The sequence below is a fragment of the Ktedonospora formicarum genome (assembly GCF_016587355.1).
In the GTDB taxonomy this organism is placed as follows: Bacteria; Chloroflexota; Ktedonobacteria; order Ktedonobacterales; family Ktedonobacteraceae; genus Ktedonobacter; species Ktedonobacter formicarum.
In genome coordinates this window covers 1-23,783 of sequence record NZ_BNJF01000009.1, presented here as the reverse complement: position 1 = coordinate 23,783, position 23,783 = coordinate 1, and the positions used below count along the sequence as shown (strand labels likewise).

Sequence of the window (23,783 nt, the reverse complement as noted above, 5' to 3'; positions counted from 1 at the left end):
TTTCTAAGTTGGTTAAGATCATTTACAATAGTGGAGCATATGTCATCGCAAAGGAGTCATCAATGACTGTAACCGATTCCAATCGGCCTCATGCCTACCAGCCAGGGACGCCAACGCACCTTAGAGCAATCAATGAGCGCTCATTATTAGAGTATCTGCGTAAGCACGGCCCTACATCACGCGCACAACTCGCGCGCGAAACTGGACTCTCTAAGCCAACAGTATCACAGGCTCTCGCGAACCTTGAGCAGGCGAATCTTGTTCATCCGACTGGTCAGGCTACCTCAAACAAAGGAGGACGGGTTGCCATCCTCTACGAAACGAACCCGAAGGCTGGCTATGTACTTGGAATCGATGTCGGGCGGGGCTGGGTACGAATCGCCGTCGCGGATCTGGCGGGTCAGATTGTTGAGCGACGTGATGAGAAGAACACGACACAAAGCGCCGCCACGCTCGTCGCCCTGATTAGTCGCCTCTCGCGCGACCTCGTGGTTGGCGCGGGCCTCACCTGGGATCAGGTCATCCACGTCGTCATTGGGACGCCAGGTGTCTTTGATGCGCAAAATGAGCGCGTCCGCTTCGCGTCCAACCTTCCCGAATGGGGACGTCACGGCCTGCTCGCGGAATTACGCGAGGCCTTCGGGCTAAGCCTCTCCATCGAAAACGATGCGAATCTCGCGGCCCTTGGAGAGCGTACATTTGGCTGGGGAGCCGAGGCACGTACCTTTGTCTATATCACAATAGGAACCGGCGTAGGCATGGGTATCATCATTGATGGTACGCTTTATCGCGGAGCAGGGGGTGCGGCGGGCGAGATCGGCTTCCTACCCTTCGGCGCGCAAGAAGCATCCACCCAAATAACAGAGATCGGAGAGAACTACCTGGGCATGCTTGAAGAGGCGACTTCAGCGCAGGGAATCGCGCGCCAGGCTCAGACACTTGGCCTACCCTCAACACTCTCCGTGAGACAGATCTTCGACGCGGCACAACAGGGGAATCAGGTCGCGCTCGCTGTTGTGAAGCAAGAAGGAGAAAAATTAGCCCTGGCAATCGCGGCCATTACCGCCGTTCTTGACCCCGAACTCATTGTGCTTGGCGGCGGTATCGGTCAGAGAGGAGAGCTATTGTCTGAACCGCTACAACACAAGTTACAGCAACTCCTCCCCTCCTGGCCGCGTATCGTCGCAACTCGCCTGGGGGGCGATAGTATCCTGCTCGGCTCCATCGCCATCGGGCTAGATATCGCGCAAGATCTTGTCTTCCAACGCTACTTCAATCAGGTCTCCCATAGCTAATGCCGACAGGAAACGCGGAAGCCTTCACGTTACCATAAGTAGATTGCCGGTGTTGCACTAAAAACTTGCATCTGGCATACAAAAGAGATGTAAGGAGAAGAAGATTGTCTAGAAGTTACGGGGTATCCGGGCGGAAATGGTCAATAAGCTCTCGCTTCGCACTCCTGGTGATGTCAGGATTGTTGGTTATGACTGGGTTAGCCTGTGGGCTGAGCTCAAGGAGTGCTCCAACCAGTCGAGACGTTCCAGTAACGGCATGTCGTACACAAGGGGAGTTGAAGCAGGGTGACTCTCTTGCGGGAGAGAAAGCCCTGATCGCTGCTTTTCGTTCGGGGAGTGGCTCTGGGGCAAGGGTAGTTTTGTGTTTTTTGCGCACACAGGATGGCGCTTTGCTCAAGCATTATGATATAGAATCACCTCTGGTGGTAGGTCGAGTGGATGATCAGGTGTATGTGACGAATAACAACGGTGCATTATGTGCTGTGAATTTGCGTGATGGGTGACAGCAATGGTGCCAGGAACAGGTCATTGGCTCTAAATTTTCACATATTTTAAGTCAGAATGGCACCATATATGTAAAGGTCAGCCAGACACCACCTGACCGGGTGGTGAAAGGAGATGCTCTTTTTGCTTTGAATGCAGCTACGGGGCAGATCCTGTGGCAGTATAACGTCGATAGGTACGGTGGTGATCCTTTCAAGAACTTCGCGCTTGCCAACGATAGTATTTTTACTACTACATATACTGATGATAATGAGCGAAATCATCCCGGAATGCTGGACCCCAAAAGCGCTAAGCGCAGCGTTTGTGCGCTCCAGGCGAGCAATGGCAGGCAACTCTGGTGCTCACCATTGGCAGAATCAGGGAATGCTGGTATAGCCGTTGAGGGTGAGGTGTACGTGTGGACTGCGACGTACGAAGAGAATTGGGCGACTGTTCCCAAAGTAACGCTTTCTACACTCAATCCCCTGACTGGTTCTCTAGAGAGGCAACAGCCTTTAGGTTCATTGGAGGTACGTAAGAGTGAGCCTCTGTTCACAGTCTCTCGAAGGGTGCTCTTTTTTACGATTAACTCAGCACGAGAGAATGACTATACGCAACACTTACTGGCTATAAACGCGAAGACTGGAAGCCTGGACTGGAAGGTGACTTTTCCAGTGCCCGTCTGGGGGATGTGGGAGCAGAATGCGGTGCTCTATGCAGGCTATGACAGTGGTATCAACCTGAGAGCTATCCGTACAGGGAATGGGTCACAGATCTGGCAGTACACAACGCCATCTCAGTATCAACCCTCAGTTCCGGGCCCCCACAGTTTTGAGCAGGATGAGCACTCATTTTATATTCTGACCTTTGTTGGTACCTCTCCTTCACTCATGGCAATTGCTAGAGACACTGGCCGGCCTCTCTGGCAGGATAGTGGTTGTCTCAACCCTCCTGGGAGTTCCATAATAGCAACGCCCCTTCCTCATCCTAAGCCTGTACAGCCTGGACGTTGTTATTGGGGAGATCAGGTAACACAGCCTGCGCAGTTGCTTGGCTTGGTGACGCTCTAGCTTCTTTCTTTACCTGATTGCTGGCAGGCTTGAGATGCAGTATGTCCTCTTTTAAGACAAAATGAAGACCTTCAGGAAATTTCTTTTGAGGCTGAGCCAAATGAGAAGGGTGTCAAACCGAGGTCTCTTGAAATAGAGTATCCCGGAAATGGCATCGATCTGCTTGCTGTTGAAACCTGTACTATCGCAATTTGGGCGAAATTTCTCAACAAGCCGATTGATACGGCTCACCTCAAGGAGGCAGAGGGTCAACGGTTGTTTCTCCTCCACGCGTTAACAGAAGTAGCAGTGAGCCATTCCACTGTGATCGAGAAGGATTTTCGATGCAGTGCTGGGCCGCTCAACGCATCGCTGCAGACATGGTTGGCACAATCGGCACAGTAGCACTTCGCCCAAAAAGGGTTGCTACAGGACTGTGGTTCCTGCTATGGATCGGTTCATCCATAGCCCAACTTGGAAGGAACTAGCGGCATTGCTGATCCTAGTGAAGGCAACCAAGCCACAGCCACTTCACTCCAGTGAGTGTGCATGCACACTCACTGGAGTGAAGTGGCTGTCCAGTACAAGAATCAGATCTAAGCGTCAGTAGCAGTGTTTTTTCCTAAGTTCACCCAGGTATTTGCAGATCCGTGCTGACAGACAGCCCTTATAGAGCTGAAAACAGTTCCCTGGGTCCTGGCGAGATTCGTCCTCATATACACATGATTTGCCCCTGGTAAGGTTATAAGAAGATGATTATACTATGTCCATGTTTCCCTTGAAGGAGCTACAATAAGGGGCGGACTACATGTCGTCCTCATGTACTAGCGAACGAAAGAAGACATGATTCACCGCTACAATGAAATAGTGCAGACGCCTTTGCAAGGGGTTCTGTTGTCATTACTCTTTCTCTGCGTTGCCCTTGACCAGATGCCAAATAGCTGAAATAAGAAGCATCTGCCTCGCAGAGTGTTTTCAAATCCCATAAGGAGTCTTATACGATGCCGAAAAAAATTGCTGGTATTATCATTCCTGATAGTTCCCTGGCCAACGAAGCCGCAGAACTCCTGCGCGAACATGGGACCCCGCTGCTTTGGAACCATTCACATCGCGTCTACCTCTTCGGAGCCCTACAGGGACACCAGACAGGGATGCACTATGATCCTGAATTGCTCTACATTAGCGCGCTCTTCCATGATCTCGGGCTGACAGAGAAATACCGCAGCCAGGACAAACGCTTCGAGGTAGATGGAGCCAATGCCGCCCGTGATTTTCTTACCAGTCATGGCATTCCTCACGCCTCAATTCAACTGGTTTGGGATGCTATTGCACTCCATACAACGATTGGCGTTGCGCAATATAAAGAACCTGTTGTGGCTCTGGTCAATGCTGGCGTTGGCCTCGATGTCATAGGAGAAGGCTATGAGAATCTTGCCGAAGAGGTTCGTGGTCAGATCGTAGCTGCTTACCCACGCGATGGCTTTAAACACAAGATTCTGCATGCCTTCCTTGAAGGCTTCGCACATAAACCAGAGACGACCTTTGGCAACATCAAGTCGGATGTATGCGAACGCTTCCTTCCAGGCTACAAGCGACCAAACTTCTGTGACTACGTCCTCCAGTCACCATGGAATGAATAGGGACAGAGAGAGAGAAGACTTCTGAAGCAGAACGCGTAGTTTCGGTTTCTATCTCATAGAGGTGAAAGCTCAGGTTGTCTCGAATCCAACGCATGTCAACTGACTCATACATCGAAGATAAAAACATCCAAGGTTAAAAAGGAGAGGCGAATGAAAGCTATTGGCATTCTGTCTGAAAACATTGGCGGTCCCGAGCTTTTGGAAGTGGTAGAGGTTACGAAACCGGTTCCCACTGCTGGAGAAGTGCTTTTGCAGGTGAAAGCTGCGGCTTTAACACCTGATGAACTTACATGGCCGGAAACATGGTACGTCCATGGGGAGAGCACCCAGCCGCGACCACGTCCTATTATCCCAGGCCATGAAGTTTCCGGGATTGTTGAAGCAGTTGGTGAGAAGGTAACAGAGTTCCAAGTAGGCGATGAGGTCTATGGACTATCCCGCTTTGATCATGATGGTGTCTGGGCTGAATATACCATTGTCACTCCCAATCAGATTGCCCGACGACCCCGATCAGTCGGTCATGAAGAGAGTGCGGCTCTTTCCCTCTCGGCGCTCACCGCCTGGCAGGCACTCTTCAAGAAGGGAAACCTGCAAGCGGGGCAGCGTATCCTCATCCATGGGGCAGCTGGGGGTGTTGGTAACTATGCCGTCCAGCTCGCTCATCGGAAAGGCGCATACGTGATCGCCGTGGCTTCTGGACAGCATCGCGAGACGCTATTAGGCCTCGGTGCTGACGAAGTGATCGATTATATCACGACCAACGTTTCTGAAGCGGTGAGTAATATCGATTTCATCTTCGATGTGGTGGGAGCCTCAGTGATTAAAGCGAGCTTCAAATTACTCAAACCGGAGGGGACCTATGTAGGAATTGCCAGCAACGCCTATAATCTGGTGAGTAAATATGCCGAGCAATACCAGAAAAAAGGAATCTGGTTCATCGTTGAAGCCGACACCGATGATCTTACCCAGCTTGCGCACCTCACCGATGAAGGGCATCTAAAACCACAGATTGAGAAAGTATACCCTCTGGAACAAGCTCGTCAAGCCTACGAGCGCCTCTTAAAAGGTCATCTGCGCGGGAAATTGGTTCTGAGTGTCTAGAACAGACGCAAGCATTGTTTGGTCATTTGGGCGAAAGTTGGTAAATTGGCTAAATCTTCGGACAAAGGCGAGCGTGGATTGCTTCTGCTCCCGAAGCTCGGTCAAATTTTTCATGGATGAATCCAGGGTCACTTCTGGCGAGATCCGTCCTTTTTTGGACAGAATTTGCCCCTAGCGAAGCCCCTAGCCACGATGTATACTCAATTCATTCCTTGAGAAGGGATGACTGATGGAGACATGTTTTCCTCGTGGTATCTCTCCGTCGAAGGGAGGTATGGAAATGATGCACATTCAGAATCAAAACCGACTGGGGTCAACCGACAGTAGAGCGCGGCGCATTGTGTTTTTCGTGCCCCCTCATGTGCATTTGCTTGACCTGGCAGGTCCTGCACAGGTGTTTGATACTGCTCTCCGAGCAGGAGCGCCTTATACGTTGCACTATTGTTCCTCCCAGGCAATACAGGAAAGCGCACAGGGGATGATCATCGCCTATCTTACCCCTCTTGCTTCCGTCACGAGTGGCGATTTGATCATCGTACCAGGAATGCAGTGGGAAGCTTTTCCCTTAGAAGCAGCCCTACTCGATCAGGAGGCGCGCGATTGGCTTCGTTCCGCCGCTCAGGCTGGAGCGCATGTCGCATCCATCTGCACAGGTGCCTTTGCTCTAGGAGAAGCAGGGCTGCTCGATGGCCGACGTTGTACAACCCATTGGGCGCAGGTGGAAGCGCTGCAAACTCACTTCCCTCGCGCTCGAGTGCTTGAGAATGTGTTGTTCGTCCATGATGGAACAATTACCACCAGTGCTGGCATTGCCTCTGGTATTGATCTGGCGCTAGCATTTCTGGAACATGCCCAGGGACCAATGTTTGCGGCTCAGGTTGCGCGCCATCTGGTAGTGTATATGCGGCGCAATGGGTCCGAGCCGCAACGGAGCATCTATCTGGAGTATCGCACCCATCTCCATGCTGGCGTTCATCGTGTGCAAGATTACTTGATCAGCCATGTTGCGGAGCATGTTTCGCTTGAGGAGTTAGCAACCATTGCGAAGGTCAGTTCTCGGGGATTGAATCGTGCTTTTAAGGAAGCGACAGGGCTGACGCCGGTACAATATCATCAGCGGTTGCGCCTGGAGCTGGCGGCGACATTGCTCGCGAATTCCACCCTCCGTGTCGAGGATGTTGCACGACAATGTGGATTTGAAGACGTGCGACACTTTCGCCGGCTCTGGCAAAGGCACTTTGGTCTGCCGCCCTCTTTGAACCGTACCTTGCACCACATCGTCTAGGAGCATGTTCCTCTGGCACAATGGGGGAAAAGAAGCGATGAAGCATGGCTCGAAGAGGCCACATTCCCGTACTGTTTGCCGGAAATAAATCCATTGAGATTCCTCCCTTTACGCTATTTCCAGCCATCTGGACAGAGAACCAGCACAACCAGATGCATTGGTCGACTGATACTATCCATGAGACCTGCTTTCGCAAATTGTTCAGGAAAAGAGCAACTTACTCAGGGTGTTTTCCCATGCGTTTGCGTCTCCTCTCTCGTATGCCCTGTTTTTCACATCAATGATCGTGCCTCGTCACAATGGCTCCTACTGGAGGAACGTTTGGGGAGGACATTGAGGTATACCACGTAAGAAGAAGGACAAGAACGCTTTATTCGCACAAGGGATTGAGCATGTGAAAAGGAACAAGACCACGCTATGCTTAATAACACATCTCCAACGGGTACCTCACTCGTACCACCTTTCGATCTCTCAACATTATTGAAGACCATTCCAGAACTGGTTTGGACAGCACAACCAGATGGTCGGGTCGAATATGCCAATGCTTGGGGGTGCCGTTTGTTGCAAGCCAACTTTGAGCAGATACGGGATGATGGGTGGCACCAATTTGTGCATCCTGAGGATCTTGAACGGACGCTGGCTCTGCGACAACAGGCATTCGAAACAGGGGACCCCTATGAGAATGAATATCGGCTCAGAGATGGTCAAGCAGGGGCATATCGCTGGTTTCTGGTTCGCGCGCTCCCAGTGCGTGATACCCCAGGGCAGATCACCCATTGGCTCGGCATCAGTACCGATATCGAGATGCAGAAACGGAGAGAGGGAGCCTTACGCCAGAGTCAAGAACAAGCGCGTGCCCTGTTAGATTCGAATATTATTGGAACCATCGTTGCAGATGGGGAAAAGATCGTGGAGGCCAATGATACCTTTTTGCGGATGACCGGATATAGCCGAGAAGATCTGCTTCAGCAAAGGGTGAACTGGGTTCACATCACAGCGCCCGAGGATCTTGATCGTACCCGACAAGCTCATCAGGAACTCGCACAATATCAATCGATGCGGCCTTATGAGAAAGAGTACGTATGTAAGGATGGCAGCCACTTGCCCGTGCTTGTGGGAGGGGTATATAGTTAGTTTTCTATTCTCTAGACAGAAAGTGACAAATAAGGACATGTATCTCCCCCTCTTGCCAAAGCCGTGGTTATCTGGTATGTTTGTTCTACTCTCAGCACCGAGGAGGAAGAGCAACCGATGGTCCGTGGGTATCGGGGAGAACTTGATCTCAATAATCGACAAAAGACACTCTGCCGCAAACATGCCGGGGCCGCTCGCTGGGCCTTCAATTATGGCCTTCGCCGCAAACAAGAGGCCTACAAGGCAGGAGAGAAATCACCCACCGCCATCGATCTGCATCGCGAGATTAATGCCCTCAAACCCTCTCTCCCATGGACGTACGAGGTCAGCAAGTGCGCCTTTCAGGAAGGACTCCGCGATCTGGACCAGGCCTTCAAACACTTCTTCCGCAAATGTCGGCTCAAGAAAGAGGGGATGTGGAAAGGAAAATGTGGCTACCCACGATTCAAAAGCCGGAAGAAAGCCATCGGTGGAGCACGCTTCACCGGAACCATTCGGGTGTCTGCCGGTGCCATCCAGTTGCCTCGTTTGGGGGTGCTCCGACTCAAAGAGCACGGCTATTTCCCTCTGGGTGGCAAGATTAGCAGTGCGACCATCCATGAGCAAGCAGACAGGTGGTATGTCTCGATCTGTGTGCACGAGGAAGCGAAAGACCCCCAGCCAGCCAGAGGTAACGTCATTGGGGTTGATCTTGGCGTGAAAACCCTGGCGACCCTCTCTGATGGACGCACCTTCGAGAACCCCAAGGCGTTGCGCAAGAAGATCACGGCACTCAAGCGAGCTTCACGACGTCATAGCCGCAAGGCCAAAGGATCACGCAATCGCCAGAAAACCAAACAGCGCCTCTCGCGGATGCATGCCCGGATCGCCAATGTGCGCAACAATGCTTTACACCAAGCGACGGCCCAGATCGTGGCGAGAACCAAACCTGATCAAGAGCGGCCGCGTGTGATTGTGCTCGAGGATTTACACATTGCAGGCATGCTCAAGAACCGCCGGTTGGCTCGAGCCATTGCTGATGTGGGCATGTACGAGTTCAAGCGGCAGATCCTCTACAAAGCCGAGCAGGCAGGGGTGAAGGTGCTGCTGGCATCGCGCTGGGAACCCTCCTCAAAAACCTGTTCCTGTTGTGGCTGGATCAATGAAACACTGACGCTTTCGGATCGGGTCTTTGTCTGCATGGAGTGTGAGAATGTGCAGGATCGAGATGCCAACGCCGCAAGAAACTTAGCAGCGTTGGCACAATGAAAACGGCGTACCGCAAGTTCTGCGGGAAGTGACGCCTGTGGAGCAGGTGTAAGACGAGCGAAAGGCTTGCTCTCTGCATTGAAGCAGGAACCGAACACTGTGTATGGCTTGTCCATATCTGGGTCAGTTTCGGAGAACGGTTGTCTTCCCATATGACCCGTCTCAAAGTCTCTATTTTGTGCTGGATAATTCCGCACGTAAAGAGTTGGAGCAGCGCAAAGAAAATTTTCTGAGCATGGCAAGCCATGAACTTAAGACACCGCTGACCGCTGTGAAAATGCAGATCCAATTGGCCAAAACACGCCTGATGAAACAAGGATATCATGAAGCGGCTGTGGTGCTCTCAAGGACGGAGGGATCAGTGAAACTCCTTGAACGCCTGATAAAAGAGTTACTTGATGGGTCCAGGATTCAGGCGGGGAAGCTTGAATACGTTCAGGAGCCAGTAGATCTGGAGGCATTGCTCTCTGAGGTTGCGGATACCATGCAGCAAATGAGTGTTACCCACCGCATCATGGTGCGTGGGACCATCCCATGTACGCTCATCGGAGATAAAGGGCAGCTCGAACAGGTCTTCATCAATCTGATCAGCAATGCAATCATGTATTCTCCTAGCGCCACCACAATTGAGATTGACCATTATGTTTCCGGTGAGACCGTCACGGTCAGTGTGCGTGATCATGGCATTGGTATTCCACAGGAACTACACGAGAAAATCTTTGAACGCTTCTATCGTATCACTGGCCTGAGCCAGCAGGCGATCCCAGGCCTGGGGATGGGACTCTACATTGCGGCGGAGATCGTTAGGAATCATAGAGGTACGATACAGGTGGAGAGTGAGGTCGGGGATGGATCAACCTTTTATGTGACGCTTCCCCTCAAAAGACGCAATACGGTATTGCCAACAGAATGAATTGAGAAGACGCTGGATCAAGGGAAACATCTCTGAAAAGAAACGGGCGTGTTCCCAAAACAGAAGCTGATGTGCTTATAGGTGGTGCTGGTAATGATGTCGTTTGCCATCCTTCCTGCCACCGCATGCGCTCCTTCAAGTCAAGATCGGCATCCCAGCGCCTGGGGCATTCCCGCTCTTCTTCTGAATGAGTCCAAGCCAGCAAATTGATCGGCTCTCAGAATGGAGATGACCGTTCGCCCTGCTTCTTTCAAAGCAGCAAGAAATTCTGCCGCCATTCCCTCACGATCCACGATAATTTGCTGGATAGTACCGGTACCAACTGCTTTTTCATACTTCTTTCAGAACAGCACAGAACCTACTTTCTGTGCTGAAGCAGGGGTCGTGCTGCCTCACACAACCTCTTCCCCTTCTTTTCTCTGCTTATCGAATCGCTTCTTCTGCTAGTATGGATGCAATATCTTCCTGAACTAGCTTTTGTGTGTTTCTGGCGCTGATTGCGGCGCGCCGTCAGCCCACATCAAGCCCCAACATGTACTCTGCCACATTCCTTGTGCAAGGCCACCCAGAGCACATGAGTAGCCTTGCATGTGCTAGTATTTGCTTTTTAGATCAGGCCAGTGGCATCTCCCACTTGATACGTTATGACCTCTCACCAGGAGCTCTTGTCCACATTGCAAAATCCATTGAAGAAGATATCATCAGAACTGTTGGCACTCTGAGATGGCCTCTGATAGCTCCAAAGAGCACTCCCTCTTTGATCAAACGCCCAGATATGATTCGCGGTAGCAACGAAAAGCTGCTTGTTGTCCACGGTAGCATTACCAGTGCTCCAATCATCTAATGTAGTGCCCCACTTTTTCGCCTGGCCATCGCTCGCATCATACACCTGTATAATTGTTTTCTGGTGTACTTTCGGCGTGCTCGCGGTCTTCCCCTTTACAACCTCAGTGGCCGTACCAACTATCGTGCTCTGAGGAGAGAAGAAATAGAGGGCACCGTTAGCAACTAGATAGTAGGGAGTCCCAAACAACTGAGGATCCCCCGTATACGAATGACACCACACCTGATGTCCATCTTCTACCTGCCAGGAACAAATTTGTTCGCTATTGCCGTTGTGTTCATTGAGGAAGAGCCGACCCCGATCCATCTGAAGCTGATAGATCCCATTCGACTTGACCTGGGTAGTCCAACGCTGGTGCCCATTTTGCACATTGAGAGCAAGAATAACTTTTTCGTCCTTATGCATACCACTGGGATCTTGTTGGATGGTATGAGCCATCGCAAAGAGATAGACATTCGTCTCATCAGCGATAACAGAGATTACCTCTCCGCCGGGATAGGCCCACATCTGTGTGCCATCGCTTCCACGCAGAGCATGTAACTGGGATTCATTGGCAATATTCGTTGCCAGATACACAATACCATTGGAAGCACCAAGGAAGGTTGCGCCTGAGCCCTTATAGGTATGCTGCCAGGCAATTGAACCATCTTTGGGGCGCAGTGCCACAAGTTGATCCACAAATGGCATATTGCCGCCAGGGCCGGACCCAACATAGAGCATGTTGCCATCAGACACAAGTTTATAGCTCTCTTGTGGACTGCTTGCATGAAAAAGATCTGTGTGCCAGAGCAATTTTCCATCGGTAGCTCGCAACGCATACACCTGGCTATTGAAGAGTGCATAGATCGTCTGTCCCTGCACAATCAGATTCTGGCTCATATTTTGCCCAGGCTTCCCCTTTGGCAAAGAGAAATACCAAACCTGCTCACCGGTATCTGGCCGTATGCCGTAGACCCTGGCACTGGATGACGACGTGCCTTCTCCTGTCATAGCAACGACGATACCATGAAGCGCTTGGGCATTTGGAGGTGTGGTTGTAGATGAGTGCATTGCCTGCTCATATATCATGAAGAAACGCACTCCTATCGTGAGTAGAAAGCAGGCCACTAATAGCATCGCCCCCCTTTGCAATCCATGCCTCCATCTACTTCTTGTCGAAGGTTGATGATTGTGTCTCTGCGGAAGCGGTGATAATCCTTGTACGTTAACGAGCGTTCTTTTCTTATCATCATGCATATACTGTAATAATGCTGGCTGATTCTGCTCCAGATGACTATTCTGGTCGAGCTTAAGGACACAGTGATAAGCTCGCCGTGCTTCTAGTTCAGAAACAGCTGTCCTGTCGATGGTTTGATAAACGGTATCCACTTCCTCTAGCAAACCACTTAAGACAGCGTCCTGGCTTGCCTCCTTCAAAATGATACTCAAGGTCTCGATATCACTCAGCTCCAACGCACTGATGTAACGATAGATGGCAACAAGACGCCTCTTTGAGGGTTGTGTGTACTCAGACATTACGCTCCCCTTTCTGTCTTTTCGCCCATTGAGTCTTCCATGCGATGCGCAGGCGGCTGAGGGCTCGGTGTAGGCGCGCACGGGCTGCACCGGGTGTGATACCTAGTTCGTGTGCCAGGGACATATGCTGGTGACCTTCTAACACAGCCAGGCGCAGGATATACTGATCTTCCTGCGATACAAGAGCAAGGATGATAGCAGCTTGCTCGTCGGCCTCTACGACCTGAGATGGATCGTTCATCACCACGGGCATCAGAGAGTCAAGCGCCGCGTTTTCGTCGGGCAAATTTGGATAGCGGCGTACGAGATGGCTCATTGTTTCTTCGCGCTGGAGCTGTTTTGCCTGCACTACTTTCCGACGCTTCATAATGTTCGCGGCAATACCCAGGAGCCACGCCCTTGGCGGAGCCTGCTGATCAAAGCGTTGGGCAGAAGCCAGAGCCTCAATGACGCTCTCCTGGAAGATTTCTAGCGCGACCTCCTGAATCTCCTTCCCTGATGCTAAGCCCATGCGCAGGACATAGACACGCAATGTGCCAAGTAACGAGGCAGTGTTTTCTTCGATATAGCTGCGAAGGAGCTTCTGAGTACTGGCAGAAGCTTCCACTTGGTCTGTTGGGCCAAGTCTTTGCCTCGAAATGTGTTGGGGGTTCAAAGACCTGTCTCCTCTCAATCTATCTAAATAGGGCTACTGTTTATTATTTCAACAAGGAGGGTCGATGTGTTATACAACAGGGACATATAGGACTTTAAGAAATTAAACAACAGAAGAATGAAAGGAGCTAACGATGAAAAAACTACGCATATTCGACGATGTTCGTCGAAAGAGTTACCGCACCTCTCGCCTTATGTTCCATCGTAGTTGTATTATACGTATTAAAGGTTTTTACGTTTTAGAAAGGCAGATGATCCAGAACTGTTCAGAATATAGGCTGGCAGGGGATGATCTGCCTCCGCTTTGACGCTGAAGAGGCTGTTTGTAAGGAAGAAACTATGCCCTTTACCAAACCGTGTTTTAAACGATTTCTCCATGTCAAACGCCTTGGCACGCAGCCCGCACCCTCCTCCAATTCTCAACAAACGATCAGCATTCACTATGGGCGGGAACGCGGAGTCATGCTCGAAGAGATTGATGAAGCACAACTACTGTTGCTTTCGCAACTCGATGGTCGGCACTCATTTGAGGACATTGTCAACACGCTGCAACAACACCACCCTCAGGTGACTACCGAAGAGGTGAGTGAAGCGCTAGAAGAACTGCTTCACTTTGGCTTGCTGGAGGATGCTGCCATTGAGCCGCCTGCCGCTCTGCTTCCATCCGATCTGGAGCGCTATAGCAGTCAGATCCACTTTCTCTCTCTGCTCGATGCCAGCGGGACCCAGAAATATGTGTTTCAAGCCAAGCTCAAGCAAGCACGTGTCGCTGTGCTTGGCCTGGGCGGCTTGGGCAGTAATGTGCTACTGGGTCTGGCCGCCATCGGGGTCGGCTTCTTACGCGGTGTGGATGGCGATCAGGTCGAACTGGGGAACCTCAATCGCCAGGTGCTCTATGAAGTCAACGATCTGGGGAAACCGAAGGTGCACGCTGCAGCAGAGCAGCTCGCCCGCTTCAATCCCAACGTGCAGTTCGAGCCGGTTCAGCAGACCATCACAAGCTCGCAGCAGCTCGGTGCATTGATCGAGGGGGCGGATCTGGTCGTATTTTGCGCCGATCAACCTCGTGAGATCACGAGTTGGATGAATCAGACTGCTCTTCAGAGAGAGATCCCATTCATCATGGGTGGGTATCATGGGGCCGGAGCTGAAGTTGGCCCATTTGTGGTTCCCTTTCAAACGGCCTGTCTGGCATGTGTATATACCAGCCTCGATCCAGATGAGGGGACTGTTGAGGAGCTAGCCTGGATTGAGCAGGCGGCATGGCTGCGTCATCCCAATATCCATTTTGTCACTGCGCTCTCGGCCCACCTAATCTGCGCTGAGATCTGTAAGTATCTGCTGGGCAACTCCGAGCCAGCAACTTACAACCACCGCTACCTGCTCGATCTACAGCAGTTTACCCTGACAGCGAACGCATTGATACGCGATTCCAATTGCCCCCAGTGCGCAAACAGGAGTTCCCCCAACTCCTAGGCGGTATCGATGCGTTGGACAAAAAACGAGCATCAGCCGCTATCTGCTAAGCGTGACTGACTGGCGCTCGGGCCCAACTTCCTCTAGGAGCTCCTTCATCTACTCCATGCATGTGACGAATCAAGGTCGCGGCTCGAGCACGGAAGTTGCGGGAGATCCATTCTATCAGGTGCGTAACAGAGCGACTTTTGTTGGCTTCTCACGGAGAGATGAGGTGGGAACGGCGCTTAATGCTATACTCTTTACAGCTTCTCGAGGAGCTTGGAGGCTGCAATGCCTCCTGGGGCTACTTAGCGCTTGGAGGCTGCAACGCCTCTCGTCGACTTAGCATTCTCCATTCCGTGCGTCGATCGATTTGTGCAAGTGCACGCTCAATGGAGGATTAGAAGTTATTCCATAATCCTTGGTTGGTAATCTCATGATGATAGGTGACTTCAGATGTCTTTACCAACGTTCCCAGATCACTAGGGCTGCGACTGGCTACCTGTTTTTTGCAAGCCAGATATTTCTCGATATTCTCCTTACCCAGGATCTTTTTCACGAAATCGCCAGACTCAAAAAGCGCTATAGCCTCTTGAATGGTACCAGGCAACAGGCTCGCTGGCTCATGCTCCGTAGCAGATACTGATGAAAGCTCACCATGTAGCCCCGTTTTGAAAAGAACATAGAGGAGCAGGTAGGGATTGGCATCCGGACCAACAGAACGGACCTCCATACGCGCGGTCTTCTCGTTGCCCACCGGGATACGTACCATTGACCCCCGGTCTATCGCCGAGACCTTGATCTGATTCGGCGCCTCAAAATGTGGATCTAGCCGACGATATGCATTGACGCTCGCGTTCAAGACCAGGCAGATCTCTTGTGCATGGTTAAGCGTACGGGAAATAAAGTCATGTGCAAAGGTCGATAATTGCTCTTTTCCCGCTTTATCATAGAAAAGATTCTTTCCATTTTTTGCTACAGACATGTTGATATGCATACCACTGCCGTTAATACCCATAACGGGCTTTGGCAGAAAACAAGCAGTCATGCCCAAGTTGCTAGCGACCTGACGACAGAGCAATTTGTAGAGTTGAATCAGGTCGGCCACACGCAAGGCTTCTCCATAGGAAAAGTTCATTTCAAACTGGGATGGAGCCACCTCAGGGTGGTCTTTCTCATTCTTAAAACCCATAGCTCGCTGGACCACCGAAGCCTCATCGATAAATTGACGTAGCGGGTCACGCGGCAACGAATGGAAATAGCCACTCGTGGAGAGCAGTTGAAAACCATCCTTCTCATCAAAATTCTGCTCCGCGTTTCGCCCCGCTAACACAAACCCCTCAACCTCTCCCGCTACGAGTGCGCTTAAACCTTCTTGTGCCTTGAGATCTCGCGTGAAGTTCTGCAATAAACCACGGAAATCAGAGGCGTATTGGTCACCTTCGCGCGTTAAAATATTGGCAAACATAATGACTTTGCCAGGTCCAAAAAGATCGGTTGGCAACCAAAAAAAACTGCTCCAATCAGGCTTGATACGCAAATCTGATTCATGCTGAGCCGTAAATCCACGGATAGATGATCCATCAAATGTCAGATTATCTGCCGAATCTAAAAGAAACTTCTTGTCATAATCTAACATGTGGAAGCGCCCTTCCAGGTCCGAGAAGCAGAGCGTCACTGCTCTAATGCGCTTCTCCTTCTCCAGATAAGAGCGGTATTCTCGCTCCTGTTCCTCCATTGGAACTGTGTCGCGCTTTTCCCTCGCACCAATGTTTAATTCTTCAAGCTCATCATAAGGAAGTGCCAAAAAAAGATCGTTCATGTTTTTCCATTCTTGAATTTCTGACAGGGGACGAGAATAAGAGGTTCAGTCAATCTAAGAGCAGAATATGCACATTACATGGAACAACATCATGATAGTAAAAATCCTGGAGATAGCATCAAGTTCATGAACAATAAACTAGCATAGCTGCGCTACAATTTTTAACTAAACATTAATAAAGTATAAAATTAGTCTCCAGCATTGTCAATATAGTGCCTGCTTGCTCTTTCAGAAGGTTACTAACAATTCTTCTTTATTTAGTTCACTTGAGTAGGCTGGCAAACACCCCTACAATGTGCTCTGACAGGACTCGCTAGATAGCTTTATATTGTTCCACTCTGGCTTTTTCCTGGTACCTCTTTTACCAGCTATGGCTATCGCTCGCCGTACTGTCTGATCTGGTACCTGCTCATCACCAGTGGCTTTCTGCTGGCCTATTTAATCACAGAACCACACTACTTCACCTAGTGGATGGCTTTGGGAGAGGGTGGGAATATCTTATATGGTCGCGGAGCCTCACCTATCATCTCGCAACGAGAACACCCGGCACGCTTCGCCCTGCTGAACATCTAAGATTGTGCTAGTGGCGGCAACCGTCCAGCGCTTCTTTGGCAAATAAGCCAATTTCCCTACGCCCAGGAAGGGACTGTCAATGCCAACCTGAACGAGCAAGAGATCATGCACAGAGCAGAGAGTGACGCAACAAAGACCAACGCATTCCGTGACGCAGCTATCTCTTTCCAGAGATAGCGTCATTAATACATTTGATAGGTGCCTGATCAGCGTCATATGGATTGGTGAGAGGGTATGAAAACCTATCTCCACCCCAGAAGCGGCAGACATACCTATTTGGCCATTACTCGATGACCTTAATGAAGGCTCTGGTCTTCATTAAGGTCATCAGGCATAAAAGCTTGCCCAGAATCAACTATGTAATAGGTATCATCGATATATTGGGTAAGAACATAGGGCTGTAGGAGCCTCAAATCAAGATCACTTTCGGGTGATGGGAATTCGCAATGAGCAGAGAGTGTTGTTTCTTCATACTCGTCGATGTTGACAGGAGGAAAGTCGTTGCGGAGCCAGACCTCAAGGGTCTGAGAAAGGGTCTCAGAATACTCATGGAACCAAGCAAGAAAGGACAACGCTTGCTCAGCCGTGAGGATGCAGGAGCGTCCATCGGGAAGAGGAATGTGCAACGTTAAAGGCGTGTGATCGGTGTGATAAGAGGTCGCCATAGCATTTGCCTGCTTTCTAGAACCTGTCTGAAGCAATCCGCATTCTAAGAATCTCTTTCTCGCACTCACGTGTTGATTGTCGAGAGGAAGAGTTCTCTACCATTGCACAGCCTCCTTGTCCTGGCTATGATCTAGGAGGCTGTCCGTAAGGTGATTGCTGTTGTGATTGCCCGTAGTAGGGTTGTGGCGGCTGTTGTGGTTGCCCATAATATGGTTGTGGTGGCTGCTGTGGTTGCCCGTAGTAGGGTTGTGGTGGCTGCTGTGGTTGCCCGTAGTAGGGTTGTGGCTGTCCGTAAGGTGATTGCGGCGACTGCCACTGTGTATAGGGCTGGGACTGGCGAAGCGAGGCTACTTGGCCCGTACGAGATTTTTGCATGTTCCTGAAACCCATGATGATAGAGAAACTTCCAAGAGCAATGAGTATAAGTGAGAACACTAGCCCGACAAGAAAGTCCTTGCTTGCTGTATTGCTGATGCTGGAAATAAATGATAGCATGCCAAATAGGGCAACAATTGCGCCTATAATGCATTGACCCAGGGGGTATTTGAGACCCCAGCGTACAAAATACCTTATCATAATGTACATCATCCTTTCTCTGGAAACTTATATCGGGAAAATAGGCAAAATCACGACTCTTCTCAGCTTCAGATAGGCCGTCGTGTTGGCGAGCAGGGAATACTGTGAATGGGCAGAAAAGGAAGCCAGGTTGTGCAAGAGAGTTACCAATACTGCTTGCTTGCTGATTTCATCAAGGCAGAGGAACGTCTCTCATCCCAAGCGGATCATAACGGAAGCGCCATAGTTTTCCTATGACCTAATTCACAAACCCTAAGATTCCTACTGCAGGAAATTCTCCCTCTATTTCCTCACCCGTGAGCGACGGGGGCTCGATCGACGAGAACCATCCGCTACGCGAACGTCACACCAGGAGTACGAAGACAAACATTTCGGTGAGAGGGAGAATATCTCTCTATTTCGCTGATACCCTCTTTGAAGAGGCTAATGTGCAATTAAAATGTGCTGACTCACGAATCTTCCTCGATACCCACACGGCAACAGGGATAGAGCCAACCACGTTTGCCGTGTTTACTCGTCTCACGCTCTCTCGAGGGCATGAGGCGTAATGCCATACCAACCAGTGTTCCAAATGATAGAATAGAAGGCAATAAAGAGTAAGAAGTGAGCATTGTTGAACACAGATAAATTTTTGCCTTTGGCTCTAGGATGACAAGGAGAGAAATAAAGGACCGAGCGCCAAAAGCCCACTTCCCTCATCTCTGTTTTCGAGAGCATAGCTCAAAGCAAACAGTGTATTATCGACAAGCGAGAGTATCCCACTGTATTGAGCACATCTATCGCCAGCCCTTCTTGCTTGCCTATGGGCTGGACAAGCTTTTGCTGGTGATGTAAAAGAGTATGACTTTGAAGAGCCTATACACTGCACCTGCGTCCTACACAACAATCAATAAAAAGTAAGAGGAAAGTAACAATGGCACTTAATATTGAATTGCTGAAAAAAATTGCAGAAACACCCGGTATTTCAGGGCGTGAAGATCAAGTGCGCGCCCTGATCTTGGAAGAACTGCGCACACTTACTGACGAAGTCAGCGTTGATCGCATGGGCAACATCATCGCCTTAAAGCGAGGCAAAAATGAGCGTCGTGTCATGCTAGCTGCCCATATGGATGAAATTGGCTTCATCGTCAAACATATTGATAACCAGGGGTTCATCCGTATTCAGCCGGTGGGTGGCTTTGATGCCCGCGTGCTCTTTGCTCAGCGTGTCCTGGTCCACGGCTTTGCGGGCCAGACCTTACGGGGAGTCTTGATGCCATCAAGCAAGCCTATTCACCTGTTAGGCGATGAGAAAACCGCGGCAGCGAGACTCGATGATCTCTTTATTGATCTTGGCTTACCATACGAACAGGTGCGCGCAAAAGTAGAAGTGGGCGATATGATCACGATGGATCGCACGCTGGAAGTCGTTGGCGATATGGTCGTCAGCAAGTCGCTGGATGACCGCGCCAGCCTCTTTATAATGCTTGAAGCCTTGCGTGCTCTGCAGAGCCATGAGGTGACTATTTATGCCGTTGCCACGGTCCAGGAAGAGGTGGGGCTACGTGGTGCAACCACTGCCGCCTATCAGGTTCAACCAGATGTGAGCGTAGCGCTGGATATTACTCTGGCGGGGGACATCCCTGGCAGTGCTAATCAAGATGCGGTCACACGACTGAACGAGGGCACTGCCATCAAAATCTTTGACTCGTCGCATATTTCCAACCATAAGCTCGTGCGGCACTTCCGCGACTTGGCGAAGCGGCACAACATTCCCTATCAGCTTGAGGTGCTGCCACGGGGCGGGACAGATGCGGGAGCGATGCAACGAACACGTGAAGGCTCACCTACAATCACGCTCTCTACACCTACCCGCTACGTCCATACGGTCAATGAAATGATCCACCAGGCCGATCTGGAGGCGAGTATTACCTTGCTGGCCCGCTATCTGGAAGATGCTCACAACGGCGACTATTCGCTCTACTCTTGAAAACGCTTCATCCCTCTCACTTTTCATATGAAGAGCGAGAGGGATGAAGCGTTTTCAAGAGTAGAGACGACAAAGGGGTGATCATAGCTTCTTGAACTATGAACATTTCTTGCCATTTGTAGACATTTAAGGCCCTTGACTCATCTGCTATACTCATTGCTAGTACGGCGAGTTACGTCGGAATGTACGCCTGTGGAGATCCTGTAAGACCTGGGAAACCAGGCAGGTTGTTCGTTGAAGCAGGAACCGAACACCAGATATGGCTTGTCCATATTTGGGTCAGTTTCGGATAACGGTAAACATGGACATACCTTCCCTTGCAACAGCAGCGGGATGTCATGAACCCCTACATTTTTACTGCTTTACTTCTTCTGCAGATGGCTAACACACAAATTAATGATGTATCTTTAGAATGTGTACTACCACCATCAGATTGGAAATCTTGGTGCGAGCTTGGTAAGCATGCGATAGCTCGCCGAAGGTTTGATAAACGCCTTGTTGTGAGTTGGTGGTACACCAGCATCGACCTGAAATGATATGGGCACTTCGTCTGCTTAATCTCCATCCCTCAGACACAATCCTGCAACAATGTTCACAAAGATTGAGCCAGATGGCAAAGGAACGTGCCTCATTCCCCTAAAGATGGTGTGATGGGCAAGATAAACCAGAATGTGGCGCCCTCGCCAGGAGCACTCTGTACCCCAACGCTCCCCTCATGCCGTTCTATGAACACCCGGCACAAATAGAGAGCTAATCCCCAGCTCAGATCCAGTTCATGCTGGACGGTACTCCCTTTGGCACGATAGAAGCGCTCCCAGAGATGATCAAGATCATCTCTCGCAATGCCTGCTCCCTCGTTATGGACAGCGACACGGGCGAGCGCATCTGCAACCCGTAACTGCACCGTCACAGGTCTTCCAGGGGGTGCATATGTAAGCGCATTTGTCAGGTATGTGGTGAGCACATATTTGATCCGCTCGGCATCGGCGAGGATAGACACGCCTTGCTCCAAAGGTGGAACATCCAACATGATGGGGTGCTCTGGTGCAGCGTGTTGCTGCCCGGCTGCCACGTCTCTGAGCAGGGTGCCCAAATCTTCCGGCTTCAAAGAGAAGAAAAGCGTATGGGTCTGGATACGCGCATCATCGATCAAGTCATTGATGATACGCTGCTGAAGCTGGGCACTCTGCGAAGCAGATCCTAAGGGTTGTTGAACCTGGGCCAGGGGTTCGCGGATCTGAGCGGACAGAGGGGTGAATTGCTCTTTGAAGGTCTGCAATCGGCGCTGTGCTAATTGCAAATTGCCCATGATCCCCGTCAGCGGGGTGCGCAGCTCATGGCTGGCCAGGATCAGAAATTCGCCAGCCATGCTATGCATTTCGCGCTGGATGAGTGCTCTCTTCTGTTCCGCTTCCTGTGAGGAGAGGCAGTGGATGCCTTCAATGAGCAGCATGGTCTGCGCGGTGACAGCTTTCGCCAGTGCGATCTCCTCTGGCGTAAACTCCTCCTCAGCACTCGCTTTGATGACAGTTAGATACCCAACCCACTGTTGCTCTAGAAGCAGCGGAACAATCAGAAAGTTTACGGAGCCAGGAGACCCGGGGCGAAGAGACGCTGGAACAGGCAGTTGTTTCCCGAGGCGTTCAATCGTGGGCAGATGATCCGTTGCACGCACGACTTCCTGGTTGGCGCCCAGGCGGGCGAAGGCCGCATCATCAAGCACTTCTGAGGGATGGAAGTTTCCCCCAATGTCCCGCCAGTACTGTTCTTCTTCAACGGTCAACCCACTGCCCGCAACAAAATACAGACGGCCCGTTCGATGGCCAAACGCGAGCATTTTCACCTGGAGACAATCCAGGACAGACTGGATAACGCCCACCACCTGCTGGACCACGAAGAGCACCGGAGGCGAGAGGAGGAAGGTTTCTTCCGGCAAAATATGATTCATCTGCTCAGGAATCTGCGCGATCGCGGTGAGCAGATCCACCATGGCCTCGTGGACCCGTTGGAGATGGGAGATCTCAGGCCAACGCTGAAAGACCGAGATGGTTTCTTCCGGGTCGCACCCTTGAGCACTCACAGAAAAGGAGCGAACCTTCACCGAAGTCTTGCGCCCAGAAGGCAGATGCAGCCGCAGTGTCTGTTCTGGCAAGCTGGATCGTGTTGTCTCAGCAAGACCGGAGTTCATCAGCCATTGCTCTGATGACGCACATGGTAGCTGCTCATCAGAGCGGATGTAGGAAGTGAGAAATTGCAGGTAATCTCTTCCCCGCCATTGAGCTTCGGAACCCGCTTCAAAGAGCTTACGAGCAGCAGCATTGATCCGCACAATCTTCTGGTTACGATCACAGACAATGAGGCTCTCTGGGAAAGCCTCCCAGATAGCTTCCAATTGGTTGAGTCGCTTGCGTGCTTCCACTAGAGAGCGAGCATGAGAAAAAGGCTTCCCTCCCAGCGTTCCACTCCGTTTCGATTTGCACTTTGTGACGTGTCGCAATCTTCTCCCCACCTGAAAGCTCCTTTTAGAAATGCTCAATTGTGTCGCAAGCTGAGAAAATGAGCACCCGCATACCGTTATTGTATGCGTCGTGAAAAAGAGATGGCAATCTCATCACATGCAAATTGCCAGGACGAGCACACTGGTTTGAAAGACTGGCTGAAGCATGCGGTGGCTCAGCCTTTGCGAACACCGCTGCAGAGGTCAGCCGGGCAGGCAATCAAACTCGCAGCAGAGCACATCCACAATAGATGTGTCATCGGCATCGACCTTTCAGAGGAGATGATGCAGGCAGCAACTAAGCACAACGGAGCCTCGCGGCAAAACGCCGCTTCATTGGAAACATCCTCCTCTCAAATGCCAGGGATGGTCTTGAAGAAAGCCTCGATACGCTTGGGCAAGAATAACTGTTGCATAAAGGCATGTGGCGCGCCGCGATGCGGAGTCATGTTTGAAGAGATTGATGAAGCACAACTGCTGTTGCTTTCGCAACTCGACGAAAAAAATGGAGTCAAGAAGCGATCAACAGAGCCCGAGCCCTAACAAGACTCAATAATATGTAGGGTGTTGCCAAGCTTCATGTAGAACTCTCGATAAGACATTTGAGGCTTTTTGCGACACACTCCTCATTCTCTCACAGAACTCCAAGCATGTTGAATAGGCTCAGATCCATTCCTGCCCATACCTATGCTTCTGGCTTTCTTTCTACCCTCTATTATTGCATCAGTGTTATACAGTAGAGACGTCATCTAGAAAAAGCCCAGCTAGCTTAGATTGGAGATGCATGCGACCCAATGCACAACCTGTCGAAACCAGGAGCGTGTTCTCACTTCTCCAGGCTTCCGTGCTCTTGAGAACTGTAGACGAGAACATGAAGCAAAAACATTATTTAATGTATATTGGTGAGGACATGAACAAGGTCAAATCTCATATCGGCGCCCAACTACAGTCCTCTTCTTTTTTTGATACTTTGAAAGGGATATAGCCGTGATCCTCCCGAAAGACCGCGACCCTCGCTTCATCACCATCCGCCGAGGGGGAACGCTCACAGACTCCGACCA

Annotated in this window: 17 protein-coding genes and 2 pseudogenes; 13 read left to right on the top strand and 6 right to left on the bottom strand. The window is 50.7% G+C overall.

Annotated elements, in window-relative coordinates:
* Nucleotides 1-62 precede the first annotated feature (62 nt).
* From K3T82_RS43070 to K3T82_RS43030, 9 genes and pseudogenes are all read left to right on the top strand, one after another.
* Nucleotides 63-1,295, top strand: a complete 1,233-nt coding sequence (locus tag K3T82_RS43070; protein ID WP_220199634.1) for an ROK family transcriptional regulator — start codon at nt 63-65, stop codon at nt 1,293-1,295.
* A gap of 104 nt (nt 1,296-1,399) precedes the next feature.
* Nucleotides 1,400-1,798, top strand: a complete 399-nt coding sequence (locus K3T82_RS43065) for a hypothetical protein (protein ID WP_220199633.1) — start codon at nt 1,400-1,402, stop codon at nt 1,796-1,798.
* Nucleotides 1,799-1,900: 102 nt separating this feature from the next.
* Complete coding sequence (locus K3T82_RS43060; RefSeq protein WP_307811389.1) at nt 1,901-2,848, top strand: outer membrane protein assembly factor BamB family protein; 948 nt, start codon at nt 1,901-1,903, stop codon at nt 2,846-2,848.
* 980 nt (nt 2,849-3,828) lie between these two features.
* Nucleotides 3,829-4,467: an HD domain-containing protein gene (locus K3T82_RS43055; protein WP_220199631.1), complete on the top strand. Its 639-nt coding sequence runs from the start codon at nt 3,829-3,831 to the stop codon at nt 4,465-4,467.
* Between the two features lie 150 nt (nt 4,468-4,617).
* Entirely contained in the window at nt 4,618-5,568 is a 951-nt protein-coding gene (locus tag K3T82_RS43050; protein WP_220199630.1) for an NADP-dependent oxidoreductase, read from the top strand.
* A 280-nt stretch (nt 5,569-5,848) separates the two neighbouring features.
* On the top strand, nt 5,849-6,853 hold the full coding sequence (locus tag K3T82_RS43045) for a GlxA family transcriptional regulator (RefSeq protein ID WP_220199629.1): 1,005 nt from the start codon (nt 5,849-5,851) through the stop codon (nt 6,851-6,853).
* 417 nt (nt 6,854-7,270) lie between these two features.
* Nucleotides 7,271-7,987: a PAS domain-containing protein gene (locus K3T82_RS43040; protein ID WP_220199628.1), complete on the top strand. Its 717-nt coding sequence runs from the start codon at nt 7,271-7,273 to the stop codon at nt 7,985-7,987.
* Nucleotides 7,988-8,104: 117 nt separating this feature from the next.
* Complete coding sequence (locus K3T82_RS43035) at nt 8,105-9,235, top strand: RNA-guided endonuclease InsQ/TnpB family protein (protein WP_220199627.1); 1,131 nt, start codon at nt 8,105-8,107, stop codon at nt 9,233-9,235.
* A 139-nt stretch (nt 9,236-9,374) separates the two neighbouring features.
* Nucleotides 9,375-10,148 (top strand): annotated as a pseudogene (locus K3T82_RS43030) (sensor histidine kinase); the annotation flags it as partial.
* A 652-nt stretch (nt 10,149-10,800) separates the two neighbouring features.
* On the opposite strand, the gene K3T82_RS43025 reads toward K3T82_RS43030, so the two are convergent.
* On the bottom strand, nt 10,801-12,507 hold the full coding sequence (locus K3T82_RS43025) for an outer membrane protein assembly factor BamB family protein (protein ID WP_220199625.1): 1,707 nt from the start codon (nt 12,505-12,507) through the stop codon (nt 10,801-10,803).
* On the bottom strand, nt 12,500-13,162 hold the full coding sequence (locus K3T82_RS43020) for an RNA polymerase sigma factor (protein ID WP_220199624.1): 663 nt from the start codon (nt 13,160-13,162) through the stop codon (nt 12,500-12,502). The genes K3T82_RS43025 and K3T82_RS43020 overlap by 8 nt, the downstream gene beginning before the upstream one ends.
* A gap of 338 nt (nt 13,163-13,500) precedes the next feature.
* Between K3T82_RS43020 and K3T82_RS43015 the strand changes: the two genes are divergently transcribed.
* Entirely contained in the window at nt 13,501-14,637 is a 1,137-nt protein-coding gene (locus K3T82_RS43015) for a TOMM precursor leader peptide-binding protein (RefSeq protein WP_220199623.1), read from the top strand.
* Between the two features lie 382 nt (nt 14,638-15,019).
* On the opposite strand, the gene K3T82_RS43010 is transcribed toward K3T82_RS43015, so the two are convergent.
* From K3T82_RS43010 to K3T82_RS43000, 3 genes are all read right to left on the bottom strand, one after another.
* Nucleotides 15,020-16,441, bottom strand: a complete 1,422-nt coding sequence (locus tag K3T82_RS43010; RefSeq protein WP_220199622.1) for a glutamine synthetase family protein — start codon at nt 16,439-16,441, stop codon at nt 15,020-15,022.
* Nucleotides 16,442-17,310: 869 nt separating this feature from the next.
* The gene (locus K3T82_RS43005) at nt 17,311-17,679 is read right to left on the bottom strand and encodes a hypothetical protein (protein ID WP_220199621.1); all 369 of its coding nucleotides are present in this window, start codon (nt 17,677-17,679) and stop codon (nt 17,311-17,313) included.
* Nucleotides 17,680-17,803: 124 nt separating this feature from the next.
* Nucleotides 17,804-18,055 carry a hypothetical protein gene (locus tag K3T82_RS43000; protein WP_220199620.1) on the bottom strand — a complete coding sequence of 84 codons (252 nt, stop codon included), beginning with the start codon at nt 18,053-18,055 and terminating at the stop codon, nt 17,804-17,806.
* 1,114 nt (nt 18,056-19,169) lie between these two features.
* Here K3T82_RS43000 and K3T82_RS42995 point away from each other — a divergent pair.
* Complete coding sequence (locus tag K3T82_RS42995; protein ID WP_220199619.1) at nt 19,170-20,225, top strand: M42 family metallopeptidase; 1,056 nt, start codon at nt 19,170-19,172, stop codon at nt 20,223-20,225.
* A 628-nt stretch (nt 20,226-20,853) separates the two neighbouring features.
* Here the strand turns inward: K3T82_RS42995 and K3T82_RS42990 are convergent.
* Nucleotides 20,854-22,734, bottom strand: a complete 1,881-nt coding sequence (locus K3T82_RS42990; protein WP_220199618.1) for an ATP-binding protein — start codon at nt 22,732-22,734, stop codon at nt 20,854-20,856.
* A 90-nt stretch (nt 22,735-22,824) separates the two neighbouring features.
* Between K3T82_RS42990 and K3T82_RS42985 the strand changes: the two genes are divergently transcribed.
* Nucleotides 22,825-23,265, top strand: a complete 441-nt coding sequence (locus tag K3T82_RS42985) for a class I SAM-dependent methyltransferase (protein ID WP_220199617.1) — start codon at nt 22,825-22,827, stop codon at nt 23,263-23,265.
* Nucleotides 23,266-23,709: 444 nt separating this feature from the next.
* Nucleotides 23,710-23,783: pseudogene (locus K3T82_RS50945) on the top strand (putative immunity protein); the annotation flags it as partial.

Bases quoted from the DNA above. Each gene is read 5' to 3' on its own strand.
- K3T82_RS43040 (WP_220199628.1), top strand. From the start codon at position 7,271: ATGCTTAATAACACATCTCCAACGGGTACCTCACTCGTACCACCTTTC.
- K3T82_RS43035 (WP_220199627.1), top strand. From the start codon at position 8,105: ATGGTCCGTGGGTATCGGGGAGAACTTGATCTCAATAATCGACAAAAG.
- K3T82_RS43015 (WP_220199623.1), top strand. From the start codon at position 13,501: ATGCCCTTTACCAAACCGTGTTTTAAACGATTTCTCCATGTCAAACGC.
- K3T82_RS42985 (WP_220199617.1), top strand. From the start codon at position 22,825: ATGGCAATCTCATCACATGCAAATTGCCAGGACGAGCACACTGGTTTG.
- K3T82_RS43000 (WP_220199620.1), bottom strand. From the start codon at position 18,055: ATGCAAAAATCTCGTACGGGCCAAGTAGCCTCGCTTCGCCAGTCCCAG.
- K3T82_RS43010 (WP_220199622.1), bottom strand. From the start codon at position 16,441: ATGAACGATCTTTTTTTGGCACTTCCTTATGATGAGCTTGAAGAATTA.
- K3T82_RS43070 (WP_220199634.1), top strand. From the start codon at position 63: ATGACTGTAACCGATTCCAATCGGCCTCATGCCTACCAGCCAGGGACG.
- K3T82_RS43025 (WP_220199625.1), bottom strand. From the start codon at position 12,507: ATGTCTGAGTACACACAACCCTCAAAGAGGCGTCTTGTTGCCATCTAT.
- K3T82_RS43045 (WP_220199629.1), top strand. From the start codon at position 5,849: ATGATGCACATTCAGAATCAAAACCGACTGGGGTCAACCGACAGTAGA.
- K3T82_RS43005 (WP_220199621.1), bottom strand. From the start codon at position 17,679: ATGGCGACCTCTTATCACACCGATCACACGCCTTTAACGTTGCACATT.
- K3T82_RS42995 (WP_220199619.1), top strand. From the start codon at position 19,170: ATGGCACTTAATATTGAATTGCTGAAAAAAATTGCAGAAACACCCGGT.
- K3T82_RS43050 (WP_220199630.1), top strand. From the start codon at position 4,618: ATGAAAGCTATTGGCATTCTGTCTGAAAACATTGGCGGTCCCGAGCTT.
- K3T82_RS43055 (WP_220199631.1), top strand. From the start codon at position 3,829: ATGCCGAAAAAAATTGCTGGTATTATCATTCCTGATAGTTCCCTGGCC.